This window comes from Candidatus Bathyarchaeota archaeon (assembly GCA_018396705.1).
Classification (GTDB): Archaea; Thermoproteota; Bathyarchaeia; order Bathyarchaeales; family Bathycorpusculaceae; genus DRVP01.
Map to the genome: position 1 here is coordinate 23,677 of JAGTQZ010000009.1, position 25,549 is coordinate 49,225.

29 protein-coding genes are annotated in these 25,549 nt (G+C 42.6%); 12 read left to right on the forward strand and 17 right to left on the reverse strand.

Annotated elements, in window-relative coordinates; all coding sequences use genetic code 11:
* Positions 1-118: 118 nt before the first annotated feature.
* Entirely contained in the window at positions 119-961 is an 843-nt protein-coding gene (locus KEJ24_08235; GenBank protein MBS7647806.1) for a trypsin-like peptidase domain-containing protein, read from the reverse strand.
* Between the two features lie 123 nt (positions 962-1,084).
* The gene (locus KEJ24_08240; protein ID MBS7647807.1) at positions 1,085-2,305 is read right to left on the reverse strand and encodes an MFS transporter; all 1,221 of its coding nucleotides are present in this window, start codon (positions 2,303-2,305) and stop codon (positions 1,085-1,087) included.
* A 125-nt stretch (positions 2,306-2,430) separates the two neighbouring features.
* Here KEJ24_08240 and KEJ24_08245 point away from each other — a divergent pair, with 125 nt between their 5' ends.
* Positions 2,431-3,147 carry a peptidylprolyl isomerase gene (locus tag KEJ24_08245; GenBank protein ID MBS7647808.1) on the forward strand — a complete coding sequence of 239 codons (717 nt, stop codon included), beginning with the start codon at positions 2,431-2,433 and terminating at the stop codon, positions 3,145-3,147.
* 2 nt (positions 3,148-3,149) lie between these two features.
* Here KEJ24_08245 and KEJ24_08250 read toward each other — a convergent pair whose 3' ends face one another.
* Positions 3,150-4,184: an NAD(P)-dependent glycerol-1-phosphate dehydrogenase gene (locus KEJ24_08250; GenBank protein MBS7647809.1), complete on the reverse strand. Its 1,035-nt coding sequence runs from the start codon at positions 4,182-4,184 to the stop codon at positions 3,150-3,152.
* A gap of 234 nt (positions 4,185-4,418) precedes the next feature.
* Between KEJ24_08250 and psmB the strand changes: the two genes are divergently transcribed.
* Together psmB and KEJ24_08260 are read left to right on the forward strand one after the other, a co-directional pair.
* Entirely contained in the window at positions 4,419-5,042 is a 624-nt protein-coding gene (psmB, locus tag KEJ24_08255) for an archaeal proteasome endopeptidase complex subunit beta (protein MBS7647810.1), read from the forward strand.
* Positions 5,043-5,053: 11 nt separating this feature from the next.
* Positions 5,054-6,973: a beta-CASP ribonuclease aCPSF1 gene (locus tag KEJ24_08260; GenBank protein ID MBS7647811.1), complete on the forward strand. Its 1,920-nt coding sequence runs from the start codon at positions 5,054-5,056 to the stop codon at positions 6,971-6,973.
* Here KEJ24_08260 and sepF read toward each other — a convergent pair.
* Both sepF and KEJ24_08270 read right to left on the reverse strand, forming a co-directional pair.
* Positions 6,960-7,235, reverse strand: a complete 276-nt coding sequence (gene sepF, locus KEJ24_08265; protein ID MBS7647812.1) for a cell division protein SepF — start codon at positions 7,233-7,235, stop codon at positions 6,960-6,962. The genes KEJ24_08260 and sepF overlap by 14 nt on opposite strands.
* A 237-nt stretch (positions 7,236-7,472) precedes the next feature.
* Positions 7,473-7,973 (reverse strand): DUF1947 domain-containing protein, encoded by a 501-nt coding sequence (locus KEJ24_08270; protein MBS7647813.1) that lies wholly within the window; start codon positions 7,971-7,973, stop codon positions 7,473-7,475.
* Between the two features lie 85 nt (positions 7,974-8,058).
* Between KEJ24_08270 and KEJ24_08275 the strand changes: the two genes are divergently transcribed.
* Together KEJ24_08275 and KEJ24_08280 are read left to right on the forward strand one after the other, a co-directional pair.
* Complete coding sequence (locus KEJ24_08275; GenBank protein ID MBS7647814.1) at positions 8,059-8,286, forward strand: RNA-binding protein; 228 nt, start codon at positions 8,059-8,061, stop codon at positions 8,284-8,286.
* A 7-nt stretch (positions 8,287-8,293) separates the two neighbouring features.
* Positions 8,294-8,482 carry a 50S ribosomal protein L37e gene (locus KEJ24_08280; GenBank protein ID MBS7647815.1) on the forward strand — a complete coding sequence of 63 codons (189 nt, stop codon included), beginning with the start codon at positions 8,294-8,296 and terminating at the stop codon, positions 8,480-8,482.
* A gap of 18 nt (positions 8,483-8,500) precedes the next feature.
* On the opposite strand, the gene KEJ24_08285 is transcribed toward KEJ24_08280, so the two are convergent.
* Together KEJ24_08285 and KEJ24_08290 are read right to left on the reverse strand one after the other, a co-directional pair.
* The gene (locus tag KEJ24_08285; GenBank protein MBS7647816.1) at positions 8,501-9,109 is read right to left on the reverse strand and encodes a hypothetical protein; all 609 of its coding nucleotides are present in this window, start codon (positions 9,107-9,109) and stop codon (positions 8,501-8,503) included.
* 124 nt (positions 9,110-9,233) lie between these two features.
* Positions 9,234-9,881, reverse strand: coding sequence for an HAD family hydrolase (locus KEJ24_08290; protein MBS7647817.1), 648 nt, complete (start codon positions 9,879-9,881; stop codon positions 9,234-9,236).
* Positions 9,882-10,036: 155 nt separating this feature from the next.
* On the opposite strand from KEJ24_08290, the gene rpsJ reads away from it, so the two are divergent.
* A complete protein-coding gene (rpsJ, locus tag KEJ24_08295; GenBank protein MBS7647818.1) occupies positions 10,037-10,345 on the forward strand; it encodes a 30S ribosomal protein S10 in 309 nt (102 codons plus the stop codon).
* Positions 10,346-10,352: 7 nt separating this feature from the next.
* Here the strand turns inward: rpsJ and KEJ24_08300 are convergent, their stop codons facing one another.
* Positions 10,353-11,165: a hypothetical protein gene (locus KEJ24_08300; GenBank protein MBS7647819.1), complete on the reverse strand. Its 813-nt coding sequence runs from the start codon at positions 11,163-11,165 to the stop codon at positions 10,353-10,355.
* A 129-nt stretch (positions 11,166-11,294) separates the two neighbouring features.
* Here KEJ24_08300 and KEJ24_08305 point away from each other — a divergent pair, with 129 nt between their 5' ends.
* Positions 11,295-12,500, forward strand: coding sequence for a DNA repair exonuclease (locus KEJ24_08305; GenBank protein ID MBS7647820.1), 1,206 nt, complete (start codon positions 11,295-11,297; stop codon positions 12,498-12,500).
* On the forward strand, positions 12,497-14,584 hold the full coding sequence (locus KEJ24_08310; GenBank protein ID MBS7647821.1) for an SMC family ATPase: 2,088 nt from the start codon (positions 12,497-12,499) through the stop codon (positions 14,582-14,584). The genes KEJ24_08305 and KEJ24_08310 overlap by 4 nt, the downstream gene beginning before the upstream one ends.
* Before the next feature lie 16 nt (positions 14,585-14,600).
* Here the strand turns inward: KEJ24_08310 and KEJ24_08315 are convergent, their stop codons facing one another.
* The 3 genes from KEJ24_08315 to KEJ24_08325 all read right to left on the reverse strand — a co-directional run bounded on the left by KEJ24_08315 (position 14,601) and on the right by KEJ24_08325 (position 15,403).
* Positions 14,601-14,873 (reverse strand): fumarylacetoacetate hydrolase family protein, encoded by a 273-nt coding sequence (locus KEJ24_08315; GenBank protein ID MBS7647822.1) that lies wholly within the window; start codon positions 14,871-14,873, stop codon positions 14,601-14,603.
* 96 nt (positions 14,874-14,969) lie between these two features.
* Complete coding sequence (locus KEJ24_08320; GenBank protein ID MBS7647823.1) at positions 14,970-15,131, reverse strand: fumarylacetoacetate hydrolase family protein; 162 nt, start codon at positions 15,129-15,131, stop codon at positions 14,970-14,972.
* A gap of 17 nt (positions 15,132-15,148) precedes the next feature.
* Positions 15,149-15,403, reverse strand: a complete 255-nt coding sequence (locus KEJ24_08325) for a hypothetical protein (GenBank protein MBS7647824.1) — start codon at positions 15,401-15,403, stop codon at positions 15,149-15,151.
* Positions 15,404-15,614: 211 nt separating this feature from the next.
* On the opposite strand from KEJ24_08325, the gene KEJ24_08330 reads away from it, so the two are divergent.
* Positions 15,615-16,523 carry a DMT family transporter gene (locus KEJ24_08330; protein MBS7647825.1) on the forward strand — a complete coding sequence of 303 codons (909 nt, stop codon included), beginning with the start codon at positions 15,615-15,617 and terminating at the stop codon, positions 16,521-16,523.
* Positions 16,524-16,590: 67 nt separating this feature from the next.
* Positions 16,591-16,986, forward strand: coding sequence for a hypothetical protein (locus KEJ24_08335; protein ID MBS7647826.1), 396 nt, complete (start codon positions 16,591-16,593; stop codon positions 16,984-16,986).
* Between the two features lie 4 nt (positions 16,987-16,990).
* Here the strand turns inward: KEJ24_08335 and KEJ24_08340 are convergent, their stop codons facing one another.
* From KEJ24_08340 to KEJ24_08365, 6 genes are all read right to left on the reverse strand, one after another.
* On the reverse strand, positions 16,991-17,275 hold the full coding sequence (locus KEJ24_08340; GenBank protein MBS7647827.1) for a 60S ribosomal protein L22: 285 nt from the start codon (positions 17,273-17,275) through the stop codon (positions 16,991-16,993).
* A 16-nt stretch (positions 17,276-17,291) separates the two neighbouring features.
* Positions 17,292-17,951 (reverse strand): DUF47 family protein, encoded by a 660-nt coding sequence (locus KEJ24_08345; GenBank protein MBS7647828.1) that lies wholly within the window; start codon positions 17,949-17,951, stop codon positions 17,292-17,294.
* Positions 17,944-19,047: an ABC transporter ATP-binding protein gene (locus KEJ24_08350; protein MBS7647829.1), complete on the reverse strand. Its 1,104-nt coding sequence runs from the start codon at positions 19,045-19,047 to the stop codon at positions 17,944-17,946. Before KEJ24_08350 ends, KEJ24_08345 begins: the two co-directional genes overlap by 8 nt.
* Position 19,048: 1 nt before the next feature.
* Positions 19,049-20,692 (reverse strand): iron ABC transporter permease, encoded by a 1,644-nt coding sequence (locus KEJ24_08355; protein ID MBS7647830.1) that lies wholly within the window; start codon positions 20,690-20,692, stop codon positions 19,049-19,051.
* Between the two features lie 375 nt (positions 20,693-21,067).
* A complete protein-coding gene (locus KEJ24_08360; GenBank protein MBS7647831.1) occupies positions 21,068-21,835 on the reverse strand; it encodes a DUF169 domain-containing protein in 768 nt (255 codons plus the stop codon).
* 119 nt (positions 21,836-21,954) lie between these two features.
* Positions 21,955-22,719, reverse strand: a complete 765-nt coding sequence (locus KEJ24_08365; GenBank protein ID MBS7647832.1) for a glucose 1-dehydrogenase — start codon at positions 22,717-22,719, stop codon at positions 21,955-21,957.
* Between the two features lie 237 nt (positions 22,720-22,956).
* Here KEJ24_08365 and KEJ24_08370 point away from each other — a divergent pair, with 237 nt between their 5' ends.
* Both KEJ24_08370 and KEJ24_08375 read left to right on the forward strand, forming a co-directional pair.
* Entirely contained in the window at positions 22,957-24,312 is a 1,356-nt protein-coding gene (locus KEJ24_08370; protein MBS7647833.1) for a hypothetical protein, read from the forward strand.
* Positions 24,313-24,329: 17 nt separating this feature from the next.
* Complete coding sequence (locus tag KEJ24_08375; GenBank protein ID MBS7647834.1) at positions 24,330-25,529, forward strand: thiolase domain-containing protein; 1,200 nt, start codon at positions 24,330-24,332, stop codon at positions 25,527-25,529.
* Positions 25,530-25,549: the final 20 nt, after the last annotated feature.

The following is a 25,549-nucleotide window of genomic DNA, read 5'->3' on the forward strand; positions in this document are numbered from 1 at the left end:
CCCCCTTAAATATACAAGGATTAGTTAAATCTGAGACGCCTACACTTAGTTATTAAACTCTAAATTTATAATTTCCGCTCAAAGGCTCACAACGTTTCACATAATTTCTGAGCAAGGGTTACGGTGCCTTAGCCAAAATCACTTCGACAGAGTACTTTAACCCATTGCGATAGATCACTAAATTAACTTTTTCTCCCGCTTCCCGCTTGTGAATTTCGCTTAGCAGCTTTTCAATCCGTGTGATGGGCACATCGTTCATTGCTAATATGATGTCGCCCTCCTCTATTCCAGCTTCATAAGCTGGGCTTCCCTCCACAACTCTTGTTACGAGCACGCCTTCTGCCAACGGTATCCCATAGTAGCTGGAGATCTCCCTTGAGAGGCTTAAGCCTATTATTCCAAGCCATGGTCTAACGTGGGTTCCCTTCGCGATTATGTCGTAGGCGCACTTTTTCGCTGAGTTTATTGGAATGGCGAACCCTATTCCGTGGGCGAATGGAATGATTGCCGTGTTTATGGCAACCACCTTGCCCTCAATGTCCACCAGCGGACCACCGCTGTTTCCGGGATTTATGGCGGCATCCGTTTGAACAAGGTTCTCTAAAAGCTCATTCTTTGACTCTATCGTACGGTTTAACGCGCTTATAACGCCTGAAGTCACCGTGGGGCCGCCGGCCAAGCCGAACGGATTACCTATAGCGTATACGCGTTGGCCTATCCTAAGCTTGTCAGAGTCTCCAAGCTCCGCGTAAACAAGCCCCTTTTTGTCAACTTTAACGACTGCTACATCATGGATTGCACACGTGCCCAGAAGCTTACCGTTCAATACCTCGCCGTTCCAGAGGGTTACGGCGATACGCTCCGCGCCTTGAACCACATGGTTGTTGGTTATTATATGGCCTTCCCCATCGATTATTGTGCCTGAACCCATGCCCTTGATTGGGAAAACCTGATAAAACATGTCTTGTACAAGCCTTACAGTGCTAATGTTCACAACACTTTTACTAACTTTTTCAAGAATATCTAAAACTTTAGATTCATTGTTTAAATCCAAACTTTTCGCCTAAAGAAAATTGGTGTCCATTTAGTTTTTAACCCTTTCTAATTCAGAGGTCGCCAGCGAATGGGCTTTAAGAAGAAGAAATACTGCGGCGGCCTGTGTAGCCAAAACATAAAGAACCACAACTGTATAAGGCGGGGTTAAGGCGGCCAATAGACCATAAATGACTCCGCTTGCCAGCATGCCAACCCCGTAGGCCGTGTTGAAAATGCCATAAGCTGTACCCCGAATGCTGATAGGAGCAAATTCTGAGACGGCAGCGCGGTAAATGGACTCTTGCATGCCCAAAACTAAACCGAAAAACGCTGCAGCAGCAACTAAGAAGGCTAGTTCAGCGTTCGCCAGCGCGAACAATGTGGGGAGCACTGAAAGGATAAAAGGCAAAACTAAAACTTTGATTTTGTACTTGTCATAGGAATACCCAGCCAAAAAAGCTGCAGGCGCATCTATTCCTTGTATTAACATGTACAGTAGAGGGATCACCCACTGCATGTTCACTGGTTGAAGGATTCCCGAAGCCTTAAGGAGTATAAGCTCATATGGAATAAGGCCAACAGTGTTTAAAACGACAGCTGAAGTGTAAATGTAGAAGGCTTTTCCAAGTTTACCTTTTCCTTTCGCTTCCCCAATGACAGCCGGTTGAATCAAACCTATTTTCCGATAGGTGAATGTTAGAAAAGCTATAAGCATGATGAATGGAGCGAGCAGAAAACCAAATGTTTGACTGTAATTGTTTCCACTGTAAAACATTAAAGCCGCAACAATTAAAGGGCCTAAAACAGCTCCTACTTGATCGAGAAGTTCATGAATCCCGAAGGCTTTTCCAGCTCCAACGCCTCTGCTGACAACGGATAATACTGCGTCTCTGGCAGGAGCCCTAACCGCCTTTCCGACACGTTCAAGTAAAACAAGAATTATGGCTATCCACCATATGTTTGTAAATCCCAAAAGCGGAATCGCCACTATAAGTCCATAGCCCAAAAATATGAAAGCCCAGTAGGTCTTGGAGATGTCGGCAAGCACACCGCTTACAAGTCTCAAAGCATAGCCTAAGAACTCTCCGAAACGACCAATGAAAACTATGATGAAAGCTGAAGCGCCAAGAAAAGCTAGATAGTCCGGCACAAGTCCCCGTGAACCCTCATAAACAACGTCTCCTAAAAGGCTAACCATTCCAAGGAGGAAAATAGCCACATAAATTCCCTTAGGACTAACGTCCTCAGTAAATTGCTTGTTGTCTGACACCGCTTTTCACCATCGCTGGTAAACTTGAGCCTTTTAATATGGCTGTTCAGTGTGATTTAGCGAGATAAAGCTTTTATTGAGGCTTTAGGCTAAGTTTGGCAAATATCCATGAAGATGGTGTAAACATGGCCTTACAAAAAGGAGACTTCATACTGATAGATTATATTGCAAAAGTTAAGGAGACAGGCGAAGTCTTCGACACCACAATAGAAGAGGTAGCCAAAAAGGAACACCTCTACAAAGAGGGTGAAATATACGAGCCAAGATTGGTGGTTGTGGGTGAAGGCTGGGTTCTAAAAGCTTTAGATGAAAGTCTCCCGTCCATGGAAATTGAAAAATCAGCCACTATCGAAATACCTCCGGAAAAGGCCTTCGGTCCCAGAGACCCGGATAAGGTTAAACGGGTTCCGTTGAGACAGTTAACTGCGAAAGGAATAACGCCCGCCCTTGGCATGCGTCTTGAATATGATGGAAAAATGGCAACTGTGAGGGCTATAGGTGCTGGAAGAGTTTTACTGGATTTTAACCCACCGTTAGCTGGAAAAACCCTTGTCTATGAAGTTACGGTTAAGAAAAAGCTTGAAACCCAAGAAGAGAAGATTGCTGCGCTTATACACCGTAGAATACCGTCTGTAGAGGTGGAAAAATTCAAATTCGCAGTGAAAGCCAAAACTGTTATTATAGAAATGCCTGAAGAAGCTTTCTACATTGAAGGAATACAATTGGCGAAAAGAGGCATAGCCTTGGACATCCAAAGATTTTTCCCAGAAATTGCAGCTGTTAAATTCACAGAAACTTTCAAAACAGCAGCGGCAGAAGCCAAAACGGAAGAAGAGAATTAAACTTAAATGACTTCCGTTTGCTCAGCTATCTTTCTACATTCTTCCAAGCTTAGTTTCAGCTTGCTTAAGATCGTGTAGCGTTCCGGCCTTACCGAAGGGGCCATAAACAAGGCTTTCACAACCTCATTTTCGGTTAAGCCTAATTCCTTAGCATTTGTAGGCGCACCTACTGTTTGAAGTGTTCTTTTGATCTGCTTCCAATCTGCTCCATGTAGGTACGCCATCATTATTGTGCCGACACCGCAGCGTTCTCCATGCATAGAACTGTTAGGCTTGATCATGTCAAGGGCGTGGCTAAACAGATGTTCTGAGCCGCTGCATGGGCGACTGCTGCCAGCAATGCTCATGGCAACACCGCAGCTTATTAAGGCTTCCAAAAGCACACGTAACCCCTCTCCGTTTTTAGGTTTAATCAATTTTGCGTTTTGCATCACAAGTTCTGCGCTCATCAAGGCGAGGCTTGCAGCATACTCCCCATAATATTCGCCGACCTCTTCTCGTGCCAATTTCCAGTCCCTGACGGCTGTGAATTTAGCAATAACGTCTCCACAACCGCTTGCAACAAGCCGGTGTGGCGCCTGCATAATAATGTTTGTGTCTGCTATGATGGCTGTGGGTGCCTGGGCCATAACTGAATATGGTTTATCTAGCCCTTTGATGGAGGATAGGGGGCTTGCAATACCATCGTGGGATACTGTTGTTGGGACGCTTATGAAGGGTATTCCTTGACGCGCAGAACTCAGTTTTGCTATATCGATTTTTGTTCCTCCGCCAACCCCCAAAACCACCTGAGGTTTTAATGCTTTGATTTTCTCTTCAACAGCCTTAACACTCCAGATGGTTGCAGTCTCAACTTTTAATGTTTCAACCTTTAAGCCTTCACCTTCTAATATTGCTTTGACGGTTTCGCCGGCAAGCTCCCCGGTTTTTAAACCAGTGATTATCAAGGCGGACTCTGTAAATCCAAGTCTTTGAAAGATTTCAGCCGTCCACTCTATTACCCCTTCTCCAACAATAACCTCTCTTGGAAGCTGCATCCAATGGTGTTTTAAGGACAAGCTAATCACTACGGACGCTGTGCATGTTCTAATTAACCTCAATAGCTTATATCCTTAAAACTCTTTTGAGCATTCTCTCTGTCCTATTTAAGCTATCCTTGTTTTTGAAGCGTAATGTTAATAAGCCTCACGTGCATGATTACAGATGCTACTTCCTTGAGAAGTAATTTGGTGGTGTATTAAATTTTAGGAGAAACGGCAATGGCCAACAATATGGTTGATAAATTAATATTGAAAGGCACAACAACGGTAGGTGTTGTCTGCAGGGACGGTGTGATTCTGGCTTCAGACACACGTGTGACCATGGGGTTCTACGTGGCGCATAAACATGGAAAAAAGATTTACAAAATAGACGACCATCTAGCCATTACAATAGCTGGGACGGTGGCTGATGCCCAGAGAACAGTGGATATTTTAACCGCCAACGCTCAGCTTTACAAACTTAACATGGGACGCCCGATTCCAGTAAGCTCAGCCGCAAGACTTGTGGCAAACCTTCTGTTTTCAGCTAGATACATACCCCTAGTCACCCAAGTCCTGGTTGGAGGGGTGGATGACACAGGCCCGCATGTATTCTCACTAGACCCCTTCGGCAGTCTAACCGAAGAAAAATGTGTCGCTACAGGCTCCGGTTCACCAATAGCCTACGGTGTCTTGGAAGACAAGTTTAGAGACGGAATGACTGTGGAAGAAGCTTTACCGATAGTTGTGAAAGCCGTTGACTCCGCCATGAAACGAGACGCTGCTAGCGGAGACAGCTTTAACGTGGCAGTTATAGACGCTAAAGGTTTCAGAGAATTGACAGAAGGGGAGAAAAAAGGGCTTCTTGCAAAGTAGGGAAATAGAAATTGGCACGCAGCTCTGAAAAAGAGAAAATCGAAATAAGCCAATACATCCTCGAACATGTTCCAAAGGAAGCAGAAGTTACAAGAGTGGAATATGAAGGTCCAATGCTGGCTATCTACGCCAAAAAACCTGAAATTCTCGTTGAACAAACCAGCCTAATCACTGACATAGTAAGCGTAATAAGAAAGCGGATTGTTGTTCGCTCCGACCCCTCTGTAAGGCTGCCTGAAAGAGAAGCGGAAAAAATAGCCCGCGAAATAATCCCGCCTGAGGCTGAAGTTACGGACATAAATTTCGACCCAAGCCTTGGAGAAATAATAATTGAAGCCAAAAAGCCTGGAATGGTTATAGGCAAAAATGGCGTGGTTCTCCAGGAAATCATCAAGAAGACGAAGTGGCGCCCCCACGTTTTAAGAAGCCCACCTCTTCGTTCAAAGATTATAGCTAACATGCGCCATTACCTCCACGCTGAAAGCAAAGAACGGGAAAGAATTCTGCGTACTTTCGGCGAAAGAATTTTCAGACCTAAAGCCTTCGAAGTCGGCGATGTCCGAATAACACCCTTGGGCGGAGTGCAGGAAGTCGGCAGATCCGCATTTTTAGTGCAGACGAGGGAAAGCAACATACTTTTAGACTGCGGCATCAACCCAGGTTCGTCAAAGCCCTTCGAGGCTTTTCCAAGACTCGATCATCCTGCTTTCGAGATAGACTCCCTGGATGCTGTTGTCATAAGTCACGCCCACCTAGACCACTGCGGTCTAGTGCCTTTCCTTTTCAAATACGGTTATGACGGTCCAGTTTACTGTTCTGCTCCAACGTCAAGCCTAATGACGCTTCTTCAACTTGATTATCTGGACGTTGCCAGCAAACAAGGCATTATACCGCCCTACGACCAGAAAGACGTACGGGAATGCGTGCTGCACACGGTTCCACTAAGATATGGCGTTGTAACAGACATAGCTCCAGACGTGCGTCTAACATTGCATAACGCTGGACACATTTTAGGCTCTTCGATTATTCACTTACACATTGGTGAAGGCTTACATAACATAGTTTACACAGGCGACTACAAATATGCAAGAACCATGCTTTTGGAACCAGCAACAGCAGAGTTCCCGAGGGTTGAAACCTTTATAACCGAAAGCACTTACGGCGGTACAGAGGATGTTATGCCCTCAAGAACCGAAGCTGAGGAACGTCTCACAAGAATTATAAATGAAACCTTAGAAAAAAAGGGTAAAGTCTTAATTCCTGTCCCAGCTGTGGGCAGAGCGCAGGAAATAATGTTGATTCTTGACGGTTACATGAAACGTGGGCTTATGAAAGAGGCTCCAGTATTTATTGAGGGCATGATTTCCGAGGCGACAGCCATTCACACAGCCTACCCCGAGTATCTTGGGCGGGAAGTGCGTAACAGCATACTTCACGATGAAGTTAACCCCTTCGAGTCAGACTACTTCACTGTGGTTGAACATCCAAGCGTAAGACAAAACATCATTGACGGTGAACCATGTATAATAATGGCCACTTCAGGAATGCTTGAAGGAGGCCCTGTAATAGAGTACTTTAAGGGATTAGCCGAAGATGAAAGAAACGTGATAATTTTTGTAAGCTACCAGATTGAAGGCACGCTTGGAAGAAGGGTCCAAAAGGGCATAAACGAGGTTACCATGATGGACAGCGAAGGCAAAATGTCGGTTGTAAAGGTGAAAATGCGTGTTGAATCCATTGAAGGTTTTTCGGGGCACTCAGACAGACGGCAAATAATAAACTATGTGACTCAACTGAAGCCCAGACCTGAAAGGGTTATTGTGTGTCATGGAGAAAAAGCGAAAATAGCCAGCATAGCAAGTTTCATTGAGAAAAAGTGCAGTATACCTGTCATTACACCTTCTGTTATGGAAACCTTTAGGCTGCTGTAGGCATTGGTTCACTTGCCACTTGCTGCTTTTCTCTCCAAATTTTAATATTTGGAGGACAAACAACAACCCGTTCTTCGCCTAAACGGGCAATATCTCCACCCAGTGATTCTACAAATTCGCATAATTCATTAACTGCTCGCTTAACATCTTCAATGCTTTTGTTTGCAAGGGGAGTTATCCTAAGGATTAAAATGTTTCCGGAGCGCACTTCATTTTTAACAGTGTCTAGGTCGGACAAGTCGCGGAGAGGCATGGCCTTCAAAAAAGTTTTGCCAAGCGCGCTTTTCATCTCCTCAGCTTTGCGTTCCACCTCTTTTTCTTCTCGTTTATATCTGCGGAACAGTTCACTTAAACTTGGCAATTCTCTCCTCTCTGTTTATTTTTACACCCTTCAATAGTTTAAGTGTTTCTTCACTTAGCTACTTTTCTGATTTAGGATATGGATTGGCTATTAAGAAGTTTATGAATCTGAAATATTAATTTGCAGTTAGCGATAGATTCAGCTCATCTCTTTGAGAGTTTTCCATATTTTGTCGCCAACAAAGTGTATGTTTTTGACAACGACACCCCGCTTTATATTAACAGTTTCATCGTCCTTGTAGAGGATTTCTCCGATAACAAGCGGCTTACTGTACTTTTCATCAACCACCACAACTAAATCGCCTTTATTGAAGGCACCTTCAAAGCTAATTATGCCAGGAGCCATAACGTCAGCACCGTTGCATATATGGCTGATTGCCCCCATGTCCACGACGACTTTTGGCATCAGAGCGAGGGCTTCCTCAAAAAGGAGAGTAGGATATAGGTTTTGTCCAAGCTTGAAAAGACATGGCTTACCATTTATGAGGAAAGTTTCGCCGAAACTTGTTTTAATCAATTCTACCTTTGCTTCTGGACTTAAAATCTTGTCTAATTCTATTTTCAGCTTTTTTGACGCCTCTTCCAGCAGAGTCTTAACTTCTTTTACCTTCAAGAAATGTCTTTTATATCCTTTAGACATGGTTTTTCGCTTCTTTCTTAGATAGATTTAAATGGTATAAGTTTAAGTATAAAAGAGTAAACTGTTTAGGCGTGGGGCCTTTCAAATGAGTGAGATGACAACCGAAATCCTTGAGCAGAATCTTGGAAAAATCGTGCTTGTAAAATTAAAGGGCGGAAAAAGCCTCAGAGGAAGACTGAAAGGTTTTGATCAACACTTAAACCTCGTCCTTGAAGAGACAGAGGATACAACAGACGCTGAAAACGTTAAAAAGCTTGGTCTAATAATAGTCCGCGGAGATAACGTTGTTTTGATTTCTCCACCTCCAAGGTGAAAGCCTCTTGGGAAAGGGAACACCCTCCTTTGGAAAACGAACCGGTAAAACCCTACATATACGCTGCAGACGCTGCGGAAGAAGAGCCTATAACGTATCAAAGAGGCGTTGTGCTGCATGCGGCTATGGTGAAACAACAACCATCAGGAGATATTCTTGGCAGACTAAAAACCTTAACAGAGGTAGAATCCGCTGAGAAATCATATTGCCTTTTTTAAAAGTTGTTAAAGTATCCTTTATCGATTCTAACGAAAATTAACGGTCCCTTGCTTCTAGTTAACTCTCTAGCCCTACGCAGCGCGTTGTTTAGAATATTCATTGTCCGCTCTTCTTCGGTGGTGTATTTTTTCTTGTTTTCACCTAATTCCATTTTTAATATGTTTTCAGAGAGTATTGAGGTGCCACAGATTTCACCGTTCTTTATTAGTGTGGCAATTACAATTTCCTGCATTTCTTTGCGGTTTGGTATTTTTCTCCACAAGGGCTCTGCGTTGTTTAAGATCTTTGTCATTTTATCCCACTTTTTGGAGTCTTCGTTGCCTATGAGTAGTTTTACTCTTTCGCTCCATTTCTTGAACCATATGCCGATCCACAGATTAATGAATTCTTCAAGCTGGCTCGGCTCCTTCTGGTAAAATTCTTCCAGTTTGTCTGCTAACTCGCATTCATTTGCTTCTTTGCCTATCAAGTCCCAGTGTACCTTTAGGTAATTTGTCAAGTCTTGGCAGGCTATTTGGAGAACTTTGCGGTCAGCTCCATAAACATCTAACATTGGGTTTTTGTTTTTAAGTTTTTCAGCTATCAGTATTTCGATGAAATTCATTGTTTTTCGAAGCCCTCTCCGAGATATTATTGCTCTAAAGTTTTAATTAAGCTTTATTTATGATTACTTCTATAACATTCTTAAGTAATTTCTAGCTATATTATCTGTTTCGTAATATTTTGAGTTAGCCCAAAACTCTCAGCAGTTCATTCAAGTCTGCAATAATTAAGTCTGGATTTTCCCTCGCCAACTCTTCTCTTGAAAATATTCCGGATAGAACAGCCACAGTCTTGGCTCCAGCATTTTTCCCGGCTTTTACATCGCTGACCGAGTCGCCTACAACGGCGCATTCACCTATTTTGACACATAGTTTTTCAGCGCACGCCACTATAGCCTTAGGTGAAGGCTTTGGAAAAGGCGTGTCTAAAGCTGTTACTATGCAGTGGAAGTGTTTGGCTATGCCAAATTTTTCCAGTTCCTTCCATATGTTTTCCTTTGGGACGCGGCGCATTGTAAGCAGCGCAAGCTTCGTCCTTTTAGAAAGTTCCTTAAGTGTTTTCGAAACATTAGGCAACAGTTTTGTTTTATATTCCGTTATTGAATAATATGTCTTCAAGTAAGTGTCTAGAAACTTTTCGACGTTGATTTCATATATCAAATCTTTTATGGGCTGATTTTGCTCAAGCCTTCTTGGAATTTCTAACGCGATGACTGGATTAAAGTTTTTAATTCCCAGCGTTTTGCATGCTATTTTTAGGGCTTCGGTGTAGGCTTCTCTTGAATCAACGATTGTTCCGTCCAAATCTATTAGAACTCCTTTAACCTTTAACATTATGGCTCATCCCGTTGACGGCTGTCCATTTACTACCCTTAGTGCATTGTATATGTTTATGTGATGTTATCTTCGATAAGTTTTTATTTGTGCTTTGGTGTCTAAAGGTATCCCACCGAGAAATATATTTGGAACTGAGGCGTGAATGACAGGATATGGTTAGAAAAGCGCGCATACGCTTAACGAGTACGGACTATAAGAAACTTGAAGAAGTATGTCAGGAACTGAAAAGTATAGCTGAAAAGACAGGGGTAAAAATGGTTGGGCCTGTTCCGCTTCCGACCAAAAGGCTTAAAGTTCCAGTTTTAAAATCACCGTGCGGCGAGGGAACATCCACATGGGATAAATGGGAGTTGCGCATTCACAAGCGCTTAATAGATATTGATGCTGAAGAACGCGCTATGAGAAGGATTATGCGAATTCGTGTTCCAGAAGAGGTTCACATCACAATAGAGCTCGTCTAGTAGGCTTCTACAAATGTGGGAAAGTTGTTATTGTTAGGGCTAAGCTTAACATGAACGACAGCGTCCAGACGCTTTTGTTCCACCTGAAGATCTTGTAACCATCTAAAACTCCAAACGGAATTAAATTAAAGAGGGCTATCCAAGCGTTAAAGGCAGCAGCATACATTAAGATCCCATGTTGAAGTATAAAATACAGTGCAATAAGCCCGGCTGACAATGCTAAATTGGTGGACGGCCCGGCTATAGATATTTTTCCAACACTTTTTCTGTCCGCAAACCCGAAAATGACGACTGCTCCAGGAGATATAATTTTGAAGAGTGGAGAAATAATGGATATGACTGTTAAAATTAAACCCATAAATATTAGCCTAAACTCAGCCCACAACCCTTCTTTTTGTGCGACAATTTTGTGGGCCAACTCGTGGGCTAGGAACGAGGCAGCCACGATTAATGCGAAAAAAAATAGCATAACTGGGCTTTTGAGTTCTGCATAGATTCGGGGCGAAACACCTAAGGATAATCCTACGCCCAAAACAAGCAGTGCGGCAACGACGAGATGGGTGGTCTCTTTACCGCTGAAGGAAAGCTTCCTTTTCTGTTTAGCTGGGATGTACGTTACAGTATATTCATATGAACTTTGAATTGTTGGGGTTTGCGGTAGCGTTGGCACTAGCGTCTCTTTTCTTGATGGTGAGCGGGCAAACTCTAGTCCTTGACAGTTGTGGTTTTCCGGCAAGCGGTGTTCTGTACAATAGTATCCCCCACAGTAGGGACATCTAAAGGGTAGGAACGTTTCTTTGCCGCATTTCTGGCAGTTCATTATGGACGCCTTGTCTGTTGCTTGAAACCGTCACTTTGTATTATATGTTTCTGTTCATTGTCGATTAAACGTTAATAGGGTTTGTAGCTATTGTAGGTTATAGTTAAGGACTGTTGAGGTGAAATCTATTTGAAGGCTTTCAGCTTTGTCCACTCTGCGGACTTGCATTTAGGCTATTCCCAGTATGGACTAGAAGCTAGAAGAGAAGACTTTGACAAAGTTTTCAGCGAACTTGTAGACAAAACGTTGGAGTTAAAGCCAACGTTCATGATTATTGCTGGAGATCTCTTCCACAACGCGCGGCCCTCTAATGTCACGTTAGAAAGCGCTGTTAAAAACTTTAGTAGGCTGCGGGATGCTGGTATTCCAGTGTTGGTGGTGGATGGTTCCCATGATTCAGCGCCAAACATTGTAACAAGCACGATTCTAAACCCGTTGGATAGTGCTGGCTTGATCCACTTTCTTCCAAGACATGAAGGGGCTTGTTGGCGGATGCCAGAATGCTGCTACATTTATGGAGTGCCGAACTTTAGGACTCGCCGTAAAACTGAAGAGATGCTTCCCGCTTTTATGGAGAAAAACAAGCCGGTGCCAGACCAGTCGCTTTTCAACATTTTCGTGTTCCATATGGCTCTAGAGATTCCGGAGGTTAGCCCACCCTATATTGAGGCTGAAGCGTCGCCGGAACTCATACCGGACGGTTTCAACTATTACGCCGCTGGACACGTGCATGCGCCCTATCTAGGCAAGTTTAAGAGTGGTCTGCTGGCTTATCCAGGCAGCACAGAAACCATAAACTATGATGAGGCTAAAAACGAAAAGGGCTTCTATTATGTTGAAGTAAACGAGAAAGGCGAGGCTTCTCCACAATTTATTAAGCTTGAGTCTCCCCGCAAATTTATCGTTTTAGAACAAGATTTCACTGGTTTTACAGCTTCGAAAATCACCGAGCTTACTGTTCAACTCGTGAAAAGCGCTGACCAAGATGGTGCCATCCTTGTTCCAGTATTGAAGGGTGTTCTTCCAGCAGAAGCAAGCCGTGCCGATGTCGACGTTGCCCAGATTAGAAGTGCAGCTGAAAAAGCGTTGCTTGTCCACCCAGTTGTTTTGCTCCGTGAAAGTGAGGTTCCAGAAACCGTCGTTCGCTCCATATTCGAAAGTGAGATTAAGGACTTGAAAACGAAGAGTTTCGAATATTTCGTGCAGGTTTTCGCTGAGCGCTATGGACCGGAAAAAGCGGAGAAAATAGCCCGCGCCGCCGTTAATCTCATTGAGCCGTTGACGAAAAAACAGGATGAGCGTGTTCGACAGATTTTGGAGGAACTTATAGAATGAAGATAGAAGTTGTTCAACTGGAAAACATACGCTCCCACGTTAAGACAACGGTGCCATTTGCAAGAGGCTTCAACTGCCTCGTGGGCGGTTTAGGACGTGGAAAATCAAGCATTCTCTACGCCATTGACTTCGCCCTTTTCGGGGATCCTCTAGGAAGAAGTTACGAGTATCTGCTGAGGGACGGAGCTGAAAGCGGTAAAGTTATTCTTCAATTTACCCAAAATGGCAAAAGCTACACTCTAACACGTGGGCTGAAAAGGCGTGGAAAAGGCATAAGCCAAGACTTTGATGAATTGAAGTTTTTTGAGGGTGAAACCCTTATAGCCAGTGTGAAAAGCGACGCTGTAGCAGAACAACTAAAAACTATAACCGGACTTGACAAGGAACTTTTCCGTGAAATAGTCTGGGTTAGACAAGAACACTTAAAAGAGCTTATAGACGCTCCGCCGAGAGACCGCCAAAGACGCCTAGACGAACTATTTGGGCTTTCAGACTACGAAACAGCTTGGAGCAACATCGCCGCTTACCAAAAAGAATACGAAGCGGAAAAGAAGGTTTACGAAAAAGACCCCGATGTTGTTGGCTTAGAAAAGCTTAACGCCGAGTACACGCGTCTAGCTGAAGAGTTCACACGTCTAGAAATTGACATCCAAAGCGCTTCAAGAAGACTTGAAGAAGTCAGAAAAATCTTTGAAGAGGCTGATTTAAGGCTTAAAAGGCTTGAAGAGCTAAGAGTGTCCATAGAGGAACATAAGCGAAAAGAAGCTCAAATTCAAGCTCAACTAGCCAGCCTAGAAGATTCTTTGGCAGCGGCTGCCGAAAAAATTGAAGGCAAAAAAGCCATAATCGAAAACCTGAAGCAACGCCTTAACTCCATGGAAACTCAAATTCAAACTCAAAGGGATAGACTGAAAGAAGTTGGAGTGCCGGCAGATCAGCCCCTTGAGGTCTTAAGGCAGTATCTGCTAACGTTTGACAGTCAAATTGCTGACCTAAAAGCCGAACAGGAAGCCGCTCTTAGAAGTATGCAGGCAGACCAAAGGCGGCTTTCATCCCTTTCAACCGAAAATCGCTGCCCATTATGCTTGCAGCCCTTAACCAGCGAATATAAGAACAGCCTAATCCAGAGAATCCAGCAAGAAAACAGTGAGAGACAAAGGACCATAAGCCAGCTTCAAAAGGAAATAATGGAACTGCAACAGTTGAAGGAAAAAGCCAGCGTAGCCATCACGAATCTTCAGAGCTTAATGCCAAGAATCGAGGAGCTTAAAAACCGCATAAATGAAGAATCAAAAGCTTTGACTGAACTTTCAAGAGAGTTTGAAGAAAAACAGAAAATGGAGATGGAACTGCGAGCTCATCTTGAAAGAGTCCGCTTTGAAATTACTCGATTCGACATTTCAGATCTTGAAAACGCTAAAAAATATAGAGACAAAGTCTTCCAAAACTACTATTTGCTTAAGTCTGAACTGCAAACGATGGAGAACCGTAAAAGCGACTTGTTGAAACGCTTAGACGACATTAAAGAGCGAATTGATCAAGCTCAGAAAAAGCTGGAAAAAATAGAGAATTTGAACAAAATTGTCAGCGTCATAGGCAGCATCCGCGATGCCTATAGAAGTATTCAGCCAAAGCTCAGAAGCGAGTTTGTAAAAGTACTGAAAAACCTTGTCCAGCAAATTTTAGACAGCCTAGTTGGTGGAGAAGGCTCCCCAATAAACGTTATGATCGACGAAACTTACACACCTTATGTGTTAAGCGAAAGCGGCGTCGAAAGGGAAGTTTCAAACCTTTCAGGTGGAGAACGCACATTGATAGCTTTTGCATATCGCCTTGGCTTGGGGCAGTTAATAATGCAGTCCAAAACCGGGCATGGATTAAGCCTACTATTACTTGATGAACCGACCGAAAGTCTTGGAAGAGAAGATGGTTCCATAGATCGCTTGGCTGAAGCTATATCGCGGTTTAAAGCCATAGAGCAGATAATCGCTGTAACTCACAGTGAAGCCTTTGCGGAAAAAGCTGAACATGTTATAAGAGTTGAAAAAGAAGCTGGCGAAAGCACGGTTTCTGTAGAAAAGTAGCAGACAGCCTTTAGAATTATTCCTCAATAACCATGTTCTCTAAAATGCCTATCTTCTCAATTTCTATTTTTACGACGTCGCTTGCATGCAAGAATTTGGGTTCTGGCTTCATGGCAAAACCAACACCCGCTGGTGTGCCTGTCGCAATAATGTCGCATGGCTCTAAGGTCATCACTTTACTTAAATGGTGAAGCACTTCATAAACACTGAAAACCATATTTTTGGTTGTAGAGTTCTGCCGTAACTCACTGTTAACCCATGTGCGAATATAAAGGTTTAAGGGGGTCACCCATCTGCTCTCGGGTCAGGATGCATGGACCTATCGGGGCAAAGGTGTGTCGAAGCTTTTACCCCTTGTCCACTGTTTATCTTTAAACTGGATGTCTCATGCTGAAACATCGTTTAAAATTGTGTACCCGAAAATGTAGTGTTTAGCCTCCGAGACGGAAACATTTTTAGCCTTTTTCCCAACTATTAAGGCTAATTCAGCTTCATAGTCAAGCTGTTTTACAAACTTTGGTTTGACAATCTCATCATTAGGTCCCACTATTGCGGTGCGGGGGTTTAAAAAATTATCGGTTCATCCGGTATCATTGCATTTTGTTCAGCTGCATGGTCCCTATAATTTAGTCCAAGGCAGATGATTTTAGGCGGGTTTGTTATAGGCGCAAGAAGCTTCACCTCATTTATTGGTAAAGAGGCTTTATTGACAACGTTTCGTGAAGCCTCTAAAATTATTCTTTCCGCCTTTTCAAGGTCGCCCGATATTATAAATTCCTCCAGTGTTGTAGCCACCCTCGTTTTTAGACATCTTGCCAAGCTCGTAAAGATATCACTTTGCTTTCTTCAATTAGAGCACCGTAGCCTTCATGCTTCCTGTGTCGGTACCTAACAATTTTCAACAAGATCCCTTCATGTAACCTTGCATTCTTCTTGTGAATGAATGTTTTAAGAACTTTTCGAAGAATTGAATGGAGCGAGTTGATAAGGAAAATTTTTCAATTCGAATGCAGAAAATGGATTTATGTCTTTGAAAACGCGGACGCGAAAACTAGCCCTAATAGAAGGTGTGGTTGCAGGTACCCTCTTCGGTACAGCGGCGGTTTTTATACGATTTCTTCAAAATTTAGACGTTTTTTCCATAGCTTTCTGGCGTTTGGTGATCGCTTGTTGCATTCTAGCGGCAATATTGCTATCTTCTAGGAAGTTTTCCGGCTTAAAAGATTACGGACTGAAAAATTTAAAGGAATTTTTTGCCTTGGGGCTTTTGCTTGGGCTTCACTTTATTTTCTTTATATCAGCCGTTAAACATACAACGATTCTTAACGCCACGGTCCTTGTTAACACGGCACCAATTTTCTCAGTTTTCATTTCGTCTTTTCTTTTCAACTTGAAGCCCTCCCGTCTAGTGGCCGTTGGAATAGCTGTATCTGTTGTTGGGGCATTCATTATTGCATACGCTGAATACGCCACCAGCTTAGATGAGACTTTAGTTGGGTTTTCTTCAACTGCAAAAGGCGATTTAGAAGCTGTTTTAGCTGCTTTTGTGGAGGCCATCTATCTAAACTATGGCAGAAAAATAAGAGAGCAGAAGGCGATATTGCCGATAATGCTTCCCATATACTTATTTGCGTCAATTGTTGTAGGTCTATTAGGCTCGACGGTTGCAAGTAAAACACTAATGTTCCCGGCAGAGGTCGGAGTTATTCTTCCACTGCTCGGTTTAGGCATCCTTCCAACCACTGTAGCACATACGCTGTATTTTTCGTCCCTTTCCAATTTGAAGTCCTTTGAAACAGCTACTATGGCCTTGCTTGAACCTATAGGTGCCACAGCCCTTGGCGTGGTATTATTCGGCGAATTGCCCGCACCGCTCTTTGTCTTGGGAACAGCCTTAGTGCTTCTGGGAATAATCTTCGTTGCAAAGGGAGACTTGTAGCTAACTTTTAGACGAAACAGATAAAAAGTTGAGCTGTAAAACTGTGCAACAAACCGGGCTGGGGAAGATGTCCTCCATTGACAAAATATCAAAGGCCTTGAAATCCGCGATAAGCTACTTAGACAATTCCATACTATCCTTAAGAAACAAAGATGAAAACGCCTTTTCAAACAGTGTTTGGCATGTCGCCGCGGAACTTGAATATGCATTGTTTTTGTTTTCTATAACCCTTGGAAATGGACATAACGTGTCAATTGCTAAGTCCAACCCGGAGGTTAAAAGTATTCAAATGGATCAAGTCATGCTAAAAGTTAAAGGTTTGATTAGTGAGGCAGAAGAGTCTATTGGAAAAGGAGAGTTGTCAGACGCTTATAAGAACGTCTATTTAGCGAGACACTACGTTTTCAAGGTGCAGGAAAACTTAACTAAAAAGAAAAATGAAACCAACAAAAAGGAGAAATAACGTCTTATTCTTTCATTTCAGAGGTTCTTCTACCCTTTATTATTAAGCTGTTTTCTTTGCCGCTTATTACTCTAAAATGGTCTTTAAGCTCCGATTTATGTAGGAATTTCCGCAAGAGCACTCGCAAATACTGTTTTGACACGCCTTTCTCGCCAGTTTTCAAGATTATTTCGTTTGGTGTCTTCTCTGTTTCGATGCCGGTTCTTTCATTGAGGAAGTCAGCTAGCTCTTTTACTAACTCATCGCCTTCAACCTTTAATTCGGATATATCTATTCGGATATCACCCATTTCATAGGCACCTCCATTATTTTCTAACCACTATAACTCGAACTTGATCGCATGCATTTTCACATGAATCGGCAATCATTTCCAAAGCTTCAAAGAGCTGCCCGATTAAAACGGCTACTCCAGCTTTTGAAAGGTTTTCCTTTCCAAGAAGCATCCGTGCTTTCTCATGCAAATCGTCTACCTTTTCCTCCCCCCTTTCCACAGCGTCTGCAGCTTGCAACGCCTCTTCTGGCTTTGTGATTATCTTATTTACGCATTTCTGTAATAAAATTGCACATTCTTTCACGCCTTTAGCCATCTCCATAATTTCTCCTTTGATGGACTCGGGAACATCTTCCATAGGTAATACGCTCAAAACTCTCGTGGATTCCCTGCTCCAGTCCGCAACCATGTCCACCCTTTTAACTAAATGCATTATGTCTTCTCTAGCTGTAGGTGGGAGTTCACCCTTCGAAACTTCGTCCATAACTTTTCTTCTCAAGACATCGGCTTCCCTTTCATTGCTTGTTATTCTTTCGATGCATGCACGCATTTCTTTTACATCCTTTTTTACAGCTGCTGCAACAGCTTTATCTAGGTCTTCAACTATACTTGTGGTCAGGGCTAAATGTCGCTGGATTATTGCTAAGGCTTTTGTTTCACGTCTTTTCTCAAACCATTTTACTAAATCACTCAACAGCTGTCTCCTCCCGTAATCCAATTTCTGGATAAGCAAATACGTGAACGTTTTCCGGCTGAAAACTTACAGTAACCTTCTCTCCAACGTTAAACCATTCACATGAAAGGGAAGGCATAACAGCCACAATCAAATCTTGATTTTCAAGTCTAATTTCATACCGAACATTAGTACCTTCAAAAGCAACCCTTTCAACTAACCCAAGAATGGAGTTTACACTTCGGCTTCTGCGTCTCTCAAGGATGAATACTTCCGGCCTTACAGCTAAAACCACCCTTTCACCTTTATTCAAGCCCCTATTCAACACTTGAACTTTCACTCCACCTCGAAGTTCAATGGTTGCCATTTTATCAGCGGCTTCTGCGATGAAGCCTTCAAGGAAGTTTGCTCCTCCAATAAAATGGGCTACGAAAATACTTTTCGGGTTCATGTAAAGCTCTTGAGGCGTGCCAACCTGCAAGACTTTTCCTTTCTTCATTATGGCTATTCTGTCAGATATTGCCATAGCCTCTGACTGGTCATGGGTTACATGTATAGCGGTTAACTCCAAGTCTTTCGCCATACGCCTAATTTCATACCTAAGCTCGTTTCTGACCTTCGCGTCCAAATGTCCCAAAGGCTCGTCTAACAACAGCAGTTTTGCACCGGCGGCCAGCGCTCTTGCAACAGCTATTCTCTGCATCATGCCGCCGCTTAACTCGTGGGGGAAAGCATCTAACCGCTCGTGAAGCTTAACCATCTCCAAGACTTCATGGCCTATTCTCTCAGCCTTTTTCATGTCAAAACCTTTCACCCGTGGGCCATAGGTAACGTTTTCCCAAGCATTCATATGAGGGAACAATGCGAACGTTTGGAAAACAAAGCCTATGTCACGGTCTTCTGGTGGAACGTTATTTACAAGCCTATCACCAATGTATATTTCGCCCTCATCCGGCTCGATCAAGCCGGCGATAAGCCTGAGCAATGTTGTTTTTCCACATCCGCTAGGTCCCAAAATGGAGAAATACTCTCGGTCCTTAATGTGGAGGCTGACGTTGTCTACCGCCACTATTTTACCGAACCTTTTAGTGACATTTACTAGGCGCACATCTGGCATTTCAGTACCTTCCCTTACCCCTTACGACAAGCCTTAATGCCAATAAGATTATGAAGGAGATTAATATTAAGAAACCGCATCCTAAACCAATTTCTAAAAATTTAACAAAGCTGCCAGATTTCATCCATGTCTTAACCCAATCAACCAAAATAACCGGAGCTGTCCTGAGCTCGGTAACCGCCAAAGTGGCACCTGTTTCGCTTACGCTTCTTGTGAAAACCATTATGGCGCCTGAAAACATCGAATATTTAGTTAAAGGGAACACTATTGTCCTAAAGACACATAATGGTTTAGCTCCCAAGGTTCTTGAGGCCTCTTCCAGCTCCATGCTTATCCTTTCAATAGCTGCTGCCATAGATCTGATAAAGTATGGATATGTAATGGCTAGATGTGCAAAAACAAGAAGCCAGACGTCGGATATGAACGCTAATGTCTCCTTCCAAAAGAACCGCAAAGACACGCCGAGCGCTACAGACGGGACAATTATTGGAATGTCAACTAAAACGTTTAAGACTGATGAAAAGCGTCCAAGACGTTTCCTTGCCACAATTATGGCCATGGGCAAACCCATGAAAACGTTTAAAACGGTTACGGTTGCCCCAAGAGAATATGACAAAACGAGACTTTGCCAATAATCGTCCCACGGATTAACACGGGACAAAGCCTCATGAAAGATATTGGTTGAAAGCGCTTCAAAAGCTGGAAGAGCCGCGAAAAGTGAAGGAGCCAAAACAACCGCAAAAAAGACAAAAAGTGTTATACTGTTTCTAGTCAAGGTTGCAGTTGAATAGCTTAACTTCCTTTCCACAGTTGGCCAAGCACTTTTAATTGGCAACTTTAACCTACCGCCAAGAACACGTATCACCGCAAAAATTAGACATGAGAAAACTATGAGGATTAGGCTTACGAACACCGTGGCTCCTACATAAGTGTCCTTTGTTTTTTGGATAAATATTGGACCGTTTTCAAAAGCTCCGGCAACCATCATGGTGGCTCCAGTTTCGGAAATAGACCTTGCAAAGGCTAGGATAAAGGCTGCAATTAGTGAAGGCTTTATGATCCCAAGCGTAACGGTTCTCGCCGTTGTGAGTGGTGGTGCGCCTAATGTTCTTGCGGCTTGCTCATACTCAATCTTATAGTCCAGCAGTGCACCCACAATCACTCTTACAACAACTGGATAGGAGAACGTGAAATGAAGCAAAGCTACAAGAAAAACGCCCGGTGAGATCAACGGCCCCCAAAAGATCTCCGAGACCATCTTAGGATTATGCCAAAAAAGAAGAAGTGAATAGCCCAGCACTGCAGTCGGTACTATGAATGGAACATCGGCAAGCGTGTCTAGAACGTTTATCCATTTAGATTTGCTGCGAGCTATAAGCCAAGCCATCGGGATTCCGGCAGCAACATCTAAAGCCGATACGAGCACAGCTACAACAAAAGAATTCTTCACGGCATTTAACGCACCAGCCAAAAGTTCTGCATTGCCAAAAATTTCTTCCATAGCTCCCCACTTAATTATTATGCCCAAAATAGGCGGAACCAAAATCAAAGCAAAAAACAACACAACAGCCGTTAAATACACTCCATATTTAGCTATCGTTTTTGCGGAAAGCCTATCCAACTTATCCAAGATCTTTCTCGGCAAACTCACCAGCCTTAAACCAAATTAAACAGTCAACCGTATTTCTTTTCCAATTCGCCAGAATCCGTTGATAAACCTTCCGTATAAAAACAATTAATTACCTTGGTCTTTAGGGTAAGTTAAAAATGTCAAGGTCGTTGCTATAATCTTAATGAAACATGTAACACCAGAATTGTTGGGCTAAACCATCCGTTGTAAAAACTACGTTTGATTAGTTAAGAAATTAACTACGTACAAAACAGTCTATGAAGAATGCCCTTGACCTACGTCACCTGATCTTCAGAAAAACTTAAAATAAAACACCAATAGTGAGTAAAGAAAAAACAATGAATGTTTCAAGTCAAGAGTTTTTGAGTGCTGGTGAATCATATGTTTTTCTTAAGTAGTTCGATCGAATTTCTTAAGTATCTCTTCGAATATTTTTGAGTGAGTTTCCTTTCCTTCGTATGATGGAAGGAACCATGTCATTTCCTGCAAGTTTCTGGCGATAACCGGTATCCAATCGTGGGGAATAGATATTATAATGTAACCTTCTGGAGGTTCTTTCAACACCTTGGAACCGAAAGTCATTCCACTTACTATATAGTTGACTTTTCCGCTAATGTATGGATAGGCAAAAAGCCAAGCACATCCCAAAACAAACGAGTGTTTAGAAACCCACGGCTCCCCTGTTGAGTAGCTCATAGCTCTCAAGATTAATTCTGCTTGACTAATGTTAGCGGTAACCATCAATAGGTCAGGGTTAAATGTTAACTTATCAATTGGGGAAAATACTACGTAATTAACAGTACCAGGCTTTAAAAATGGAACGTAGAAATAAAGTCTTGCATTAGCCCGCGGGTCTTGAAAAATCTTTAATTCAGGTCCTATTAGACCGCTTTCAGCGAAGGGTGGAAAACTCTCCATTCCTAGAACTTTTTTACCATAGCAATCCTCATTTTCCTTCCCTATGTAAAACGGCTGACCTGTTTTTTGCGCTTCACCTAGACACTCGCAGAGTTTTAATTCTTTGCTTAGCTGTTTGAAACCTTCCGGCTTCAAATACGAAAATTTTACACCAACCGGCTTTCTCTCTAAGTTAAGTTTATCAAACATCTCTAAGTAAGACATGTTATATTTTTGTTTATTTTTCATATTTTCCCTCAAGGTAGCTGAGATGTATCAAATTCTGTTTATTTAAGTCTTGCGTTTTTTGAGGTAAGAGATATTAAAAAATACAATAAAAAACAGAAAGAAAATTTCAACATTTCTCAACGATTTGAGTTTTACTGGGCCGTGAACCCCCCGTCAACAACGATGTTTATTCCAGTTATGTGTGAAGCGTCGTCGGACAATAAAAACGCGATAACCGACGCTATTTCATCAGCCGTAGCTAACCTATTCAATGGTACTGATTGTCGCAATTTTTCTGCATGCTCAGGAGTTTCCTTCCAAATTGATTGTAGGAGTGGTGTATTAACGAAGCCGGGAGAAATAGAGTTTACCCTTATGTTGTACTTGGCGTAATCCACTGCAAATAACCTCGTAACGGAAAGCAAGGCTCCTTTGCTGGCAGTATATCCTACACCAGGGAGAGCTACACACGCTGCAACCGACGATAGATTAACAATTGAGCCTTTACCGGACTCAATCATGTATGGCAGAGCATATTTAGTGCACAAAAGGACACCCATAAGATTCACACGTAAAATTTTTTCCCACACTTCCGGCTTACCTTCATGAACTAACCTCGTGTCATTTGCGGGGTCAATGATTCCTGCGTTATTAACTAAACCCTGTATTAAACCTAAATCCGATACTATCCGCTTAAAGACTTCTTTGACGTCCTTTTCTTTACTAACATCCATGTGGTAATATTTAGCTACAAGATTTTTTCCGCGCAGGTCTTTAACAACTTCTCCCCCAAGTCCATCTTGCACATCGCAAACAGCTACTTTTGCCCCTTCGCTGGCACATCTAATAGCGGTTGCCTTTCCAATACCACTGGCACCTCCGGTGACAACAACAACCATTCCCTCCAATCTTTTCATTTTGTCTTCCTCCTAAAAGTTCTAACATTCTGTATTTCAACTTATTAATTTAATGTTCGTATATAGCTTTTGCTATTAGCTTCTTAAGTCGTTTGAGTTACTTAGCAGAGATGTTAACTTAGCCATAATCAAGTCTTCGTTTCATACACAATTTTTAAAAGTGTTATAAGATTTTATAATCATGGTGTTATGATGTTATATTAAAAAATAAAATGAAATGAGAAGAGTTGATTTAAGATGGATCCAAAAGAAGAGTACAAGAAAAAATTGAGATCACCTGAAGACGTTGCAAAGCTAATAACGCCCGGCATGTGGCTAGGAATGGGTAACCTTTCTGCTATCGGATGGCTTTTCGAAAAAGCTTTAGCTGAAAGGTTGTCAGAGCTGGAGGATATTAAATTATGGCTTGAGATACCGCTTAAACCACTAAAATGTCTCGAAAAAGACAAAGAGGGGAGGGTCTTTTCAGTATATACAGGATTTTTAAGCGAATTTTTACGTGGAAGACCAAAAGTCTATTATTGGCCAGGACAGTTGGGACAGTACCCGCATTTGTTTAGAGAGGGCTATCTAAAGGTTGATGTAGCCATTAAAACCGTAACACCGATGGATAAGAGAGGTTTCTTCAACTTTTCCACAGACATTACTTACAGCAGGGCAATGTTCGAGTCGGCAAAGATAAAAATTGTTGAGGTGAATGAAAGCTTTCCTTGGGTTCCAGGAGGTTACGATGAATGCATACATGTCTCTGAAGTCGATTATATTATAGAAAACCATGAGGACAAAATTTTTGAATTACCGATACGGCCTCCATCAGATATAGAGAATAAGATAGCCGAAAATATTCTTAATATTTTGCCAAAACCGCTTGACGGTCTGACATTGCAAATTGGCATAGGGGGGCTTCCTGATGCGGTCTGTAGGATGCTGGAGGAAATGGGTGCTAAAGACTTAGGGGTACACTCGGAAATGTTAAGCGAAGGTATATTCAGGCTCGCAGAAGCAGGTATAATAACTGGTAGGAAGAAAAGTTTCTTGCCTGGGAAGATTGTACATACATTCGCCTTGGGAAGTAGGAAAATGTATGATTGGTTAGATCATAATCCAATGGTAGCTGGATATCCGTCTGACTTCGTTAATGACATAGTGGTAATAGCCCTAAATCATAAGGTAGTTTCCATAAATTCAGCTCTAGAAGTTGATTTGACAGGACAAGTCAACGCTGAATCTATTGGGCCTATGGAGTTTTCAGGGGTTGGGGGGCAATCTGCTTGGACTTATGCCCCCTCTTATCGTTCTCCGAAAGCTATGCCACCAATAGGCTGGCCTTCAAGTATTTCAATTATTGCATTACCATCAACATATTTTGATAAAAAAACTAATCAATTGGCCTCTAGAATAGTTCCTATGTTAAGACTCGGAAGCGCGGTGACAACGCAAAGGACAAACACGATGTATGTGGTCACGGAATACGGTGCAGCCAAACTAAAAGGCAAAAGCGTTAAAGAAAGAGCCCAAGAACTCATCAAAATAGCGCATCCAGATTTCAGAGAGCAGCTAACTAAGGAAGCAGAAAAGCTTGGTTTTATCTGAAAGCGGAGGATTTAAAGTTGCGCAATGTAGCCGTGGTAGGAGTTGGCCATAGCCAGTTTGGCAGCAGGTTTGATGTGAGAATTGAAGAATTAGCCTTCGAAGCTGTGAAAGAGGCTATGGAAGACGCTAACATTGAGGCTAAGGATATAGAGTTCTTAGTACTTGGGTGTGCTGGTGTTTGGAGTGCCGAAGATTCTCCAGCTTTTATTTGCTCAGATTATTGCGGGATTCTCCCCAAAGGCAGTATGCGGGTTGAAGCTATGTGTGCTACTGGAAGTGCCGCAACGTTTGTTGGATATAATGCTGTTGCCAGCGGATTTGCAGATTTAGTGCTAGTTCTTGGAGTTGAAAAGATGCATGAACTGCCCAGTTTACTTCAAGTAGAGCGAATGGGTAGAGGAGGAAGCTTCCTTTGGGAATTTGAAAACTTTGGATTAACTTTTCCAGGGTACTATGCGTTGCATGCAACTCGTTACATGTCACAATACGGTTTGAAAGAAGAGGACCTGGCTGAAGTCGCAGTAAAAAATCATTACTATGGCGCAATGAATCCCAAGGCGCAGTTTAGGAAAACCATAACGGTTGAGATGGTTATGCAGTCAAGATATGTTGCCTGGCCGTTAAAACTTTTTGACTGTTGTCCATTAACAGACGGTTCATGCGCATTGTTGCTGGCAAGTGAAGACATCGCCAAGAAACTGACTGATACTCCAATATGGATAAGCTCTATTGGCGTTTCGACGGGAGAAAGTACATTGAGCGCACGACCAGATTACTGTGGTTTTGGCAGTGCTGTAGAAGCTGCAAAGCAAGTTTACAAAATGGCTGGCATAGATTCTGATAAGCCTTTCAAGCACTTGGACGTTGTGAATGTGCATGATTGTTTCACGATAGCCGAAATCATGGCTTACGAGGATTTGGGATTCTGCAAAAGAGGGGAGGGTGTAAAACTCGTGAGGGAAAAACAGACATATAATGGCGGTATTATCCCAGTTAACATGGATGGAGGTTTAAAGGCCAAAGGTCATCCTATAGGCGCCACTGGTTGCTCAATGATTTACACGTTAACAAAACAACTTAGACAAGAATATGGTAAATATGCAAATCCCTCTGCACAAGTTACTATCAGAAATGGTAGGGCGCTAGCCCATAATATCGGGGGAGCTGGCCATTATGCGTATGTAACGTTGCTTTCACTCGAAAAACCAAGTAGATGAGGAAGGTGGTAAATTGTCCG